The 3715-nt window shown below is 72.5% G+C and carries 4 protein-coding genes; 3 read left to right on the top strand and 1 reads right to left on the bottom strand.

What is annotated here, in order from left to right:
- Positions 1-164 precede the first annotated feature (164 nt).
- On the top strand, positions 165-725 hold the full coding sequence (locus ABT247_RS32505; protein WP_350750016.1) for a DoxX family protein: 561 nt from the start codon (positions 165-167) through the stop codon (positions 723-725).
- Between the two features lie 198 nt (positions 726-923).
- On the opposite strand, the gene ABT247_RS32500 is transcribed toward ABT247_RS32505, so the two are convergent.
- On the bottom strand, positions 924-1214 hold the full coding sequence (locus ABT247_RS32500; RefSeq protein WP_350750013.1) for a hypothetical protein: 291 nt from the start codon (positions 1212-1214) through the stop codon (positions 924-926).
- 40 nt (positions 1215-1254) lie between these two features.
- On the opposite strand from ABT247_RS32500, the gene ABT247_RS32495 reads away from it, so the two are divergent.
- Positions 1255-1494 (top strand): FxLYD domain-containing protein, encoded by a 240-nt coding sequence (locus ABT247_RS32495; protein WP_350750010.1) that lies wholly within the window; start codon positions 1255-1257, stop codon positions 1492-1494.
- Between the two features lie 290 nt (positions 1495-1784).
- Positions 1785-3602, top strand: coding sequence for a glycosyl hydrolase family 18 protein (locus ABT247_RS32490; RefSeq protein ID WP_350750007.1), 1818 nt, complete (start codon positions 1785-1787; stop codon positions 3600-3602).
- The last annotated feature ends 113 nt before the right edge of the window (positions 3603-3715 follow it).

The following is a 3715-nucleotide window of genomic DNA, read 5'->3' as shown; positions in this document are numbered from 1 at the left end:
CGCCACGCCCCGGGCCCGGGCGTGGCGGGCCGCTCGTGTGCCGGGCGGTGGGCCGGTCCCCGCCGTCGGGGATGTCGCCCGGATGGCGGTCCCGGCTCGAACGGGTGAGCGCTCTCGGGTGCCATGGAGGTAGCACCACCCCCTGGCGGAAACGAGGATGCGACATGTGCCTGAACCGTAAGGACCTGGGCCTGCTGGCCCTGCGCAGCGCCGTCGGCGGGGTGCTGATCGCGCACGGCACCCAGAAGCTGTTCGGCTGGTTCGGCGGCGGCGGCCTGGAGGGCACCACCCAGGCCATGGACCACATGGGCTTCCATCCGGCCCGGGAGAGCGCCATCGCGGCGGGCCTCGGCGAGGCGGGCGGCGGTGCCCTGCTGGTGGCCGGGCTGGCCACCCCGGCGGCGGGCGCGGTGGTGGCCGGGACGATGGCCGGCGCGGTGTCGGTGCACGCCCCGGCGGGCTTCTTCGCGATGTCCGGCGGCTACGAGTACCCGGCCCTCCTCGGTGCGACCGGGCTGGCGATCGGCCTGGCCGGGCCCGGGCGGTACTCGCTGGACCACCTGACCGGGCACGCCTTCGACCGTCCGTGGCTGGGCACGCTGGCGTTCCTGGCGAGCGCGGCCGGCGCGTACGGGGTGGTGGCACGGCGCCGGCACGTGGTGCGGCTGCGGGAGGAGCGGGCGGCGGTGGAGGCGGACGAGCAGGAGGGTTCGGGACTGTCGTAGCTGGGGGCGTTCCCCCGTCATCCGGAGGCAGCAGCTCTGCTGGCGGCGGTCCGGTCGTCCTCGGAGGGCGGTCGGGGAGGTGTGCCGGGCAGCCCGGCGCCGCGCAGAAACGAGGACCCGCATGGAACGCCAGCCGCTGACCCGAGCCACACCCGGATCCCGCGTCACCGCCCGTCCCCCGGCACCGCCGTCGGGTCGTCACCATGCCGTGGCGGCCGGAGCGCTGGCGGCGGCCGTCATCGGCGTCGCGGTGCTGGCGGGGTGTTCGTCCGGCAAGAGCGCGAGCGGTACGGCCTCCTCGGCGGCGACCGAGGTGCAGAACGCGGCGAGCGCCGCGGCCTCGGCCGCCTCGAAGCTGGCCTCGGCGGCGGGTGGGGCGGGGTCGGCGCTGGCCTCGGCGGCGGGCGGGGCGAGTTCGGCGCTCGCCTCGGCGCAGGCCCGGGCCTCGGAGGCGGTCTCGGCGGCCTCGTCCGCGGTGGCCGGGGTCAAGGGCGGGCTCGACGCCAAGGGGGACGTGACCGTCGGGGCGGTGACCACCGGGACGGACGGCAAGACGCTGGTCCAGCTGACCGTCACCAACCACGGCCAGCAGTCCTACCGGTACGTGATCCAGGTGAACTTCACCGACGGGAACGGCAAGGTGCTGGACGCGACGGCGGTGACCGTCCCGGACCTGGCGGCCGGTCAGAGCACCCAGGCCGGCGCGAGCAGTCACCTGGACCTCTCGGGCACGGTCAAGGCCGAGGTGGCGAACGCCGTCCGGTACTGAGCCGCCCGCCTGGAGCGGGGACGAACCTTAAGCACGGCTCAAGGGCCGGCAGCACCCCTTGACGCCGGAGTTGGTCTAGTCCATTTTTAATGCCCAGGTGCAGGGAGCCCCTGAACCGGCGTCACCGGCCTCGCGCCGGGGGCGCCGGTTCGGCACATCCCGGTGTCCGTCACGGCCTGATCCGCTCGATTCCCCACCCAGACCTGTCATGTCCCGGTCGTCCGGCCCCACTCCGGACGCGTCACCCCACCGGGACGACGGCATCCCCCACAACCAGGAGTCACGCACCCATGCTGCGCTCACGCATCGAAAGGGCCGGGACCCCGGCTCCGGAGGGCGCCCGCCGGCGCCGACCGAAGAGCCTGGCCGCCGTCGCGGCCGGCACCGCCGCCTCCCTGCTGCTCGGCGCGGGCCTCGCGCTGTCCGGCGGCGGCGCGGCCAACGCCGCGACCACCAACTCCACCGGCGCCCCCGCCACCAGCGGCGGCATCAAGGTGGCCTACTTCGACCAGTGGTCGGTGTACGCGAACGCGTACTACCCCAAGACGATCCAGAGCACCGGCGTGGCCGGGAAGCTGGACTACCTGATCTACGACTTCGCCAACATCCACCCGACCGACCTCGGGTGTTTCGAGGCCACCAAGGCCGCCGACACGAACGACAACAACCCCAACGCGGGTGACGGCGCCGGCGACGCGTTCGCCGACTACCAGAAGAGCTACGGCGCGGACATCTCGGTCGACGGCGTCGGCGACGTCTGGAACCAGCCGATCGCGGGCAACTTCAACCAGCTGAAGAAGCTGAAGGCGAAGAACCCCAACCTCAAGGTCCTGATCTCGCTGGGCGGTTGGACCTACTCCAAGTACTTCTCGTCGGCCGCCGCCACCGACGCCTCGCGCAAGCACCTGGTGTCCTCCTGCCTCGACATGTTCATCAAGGGCAACCTCCCGACCGACGCGGGCTACGGCGGCCCGGGCTCGGCGGCCGGCATCTTCGACGGCGTCGACATCGACTGGGAGTACCCGGGCGGCGGCGGCCACACCGGCAACATCTCCAGCCCGGCGGACAAGCAGAACTTCACGGCGCTGCTGAAGGAGTTCCGCACCCAGCTGGACGCCCAGGGCAAGGCCGACGGCAAGACCTACGCCCTGTCGGCGGCGGTCGGCGCCGGCCAGGACAAGATCATGAACGTCGAGACCGACAAGATCGGCCAGTACCTCACCTTCCTCGACGTCATGACCTACGACATGCACGGCGGTTGGGACCCGCAGGGGCCGACGAACCACCAGGCGCCGCTCTACTCGGGCCCGGACGACCCGTCGACCCCGGCCAAGCCGGGCAACGGCAAGTACTCGATCGACAACGCCATCAAGGCGTGGACGGTCGGCGACGCCCAGTACGGCATCCCCGGCGGCTTCCCCGCCAACAAGATCAACATGGGGGTGCCGTTCTACTACCGCGGTTGGACGGGCGTCCAGAACAACGGCAAGAACGGCCTCTTCCAGCCCGCCACCGGCCCGGCGGCCGGTGCCGCGATGTCCGGCAACGTCCCCGGCATCCAGATGTACAAGGAGCTCGGCGGCTTCGTCGACAACCCGTCCAAGACCTTCTGGGACGACACCGCCAAGGCCACCTACTTCTACGACGGCAACACCTTCTGGAGCGGTGAGGACGCCCGGTCCATCCAGGCCAAGCTGGACTACGCCCACTGCAACGGCCTCGGCGGCTCCTTCGCCTTCTCGCTGTACGACCTGGGCACCAACACCGCCCTGTTCGACAAGATGGTGACCGCCACCAACGGCTCCGCCGCCGGCTGCCCTGCTCCGCCGACCGGCACGCCGACGCCGACCCAGACCCCGACCGGCACCCCCACCGGTACGCCGACGGGCACCCCGACCGGCACCCCCACCGGCACCCCGACGGGCACCCCGACCCCGCCGGTCACCTGCCCGGCCGCCCCGAGCTGGGACCCGAACACCACCTACGCGGCCGGTGGCACCAAGGTCTCCTGGAAGGGCCACTACTACACCAACAAGTGGTGGACCAAGGGCGAGGACCCGACGCTGAGCGGCCAGTGGGGCGTCTGGGCCGACAACGGCCCCTGCTGACCGGCTGACCGGCTGATCGGTTGACCGGGCGCGGGCCCGACCGGCCCGCGCCATCCGGGCGGCGCCCGGAGCACCACGCGCACACAGGAGTCCGGTCCGCCGGGGGAGTGCCC

Origin of the sequence: Kitasatospora sp. NPDC001539 (assembly GCF_040298565.1) — a bacterium.
Lineage (GTDB): Bacteria > Actinomycetota > Actinomycetes > Streptomycetales > Streptomycetaceae > Kitasatospora.
The sequence above is the reverse complement of the archived record's forward strand: the minus strand, read 5'-3'. Positions and strand labels throughout refer to the sequence as shown.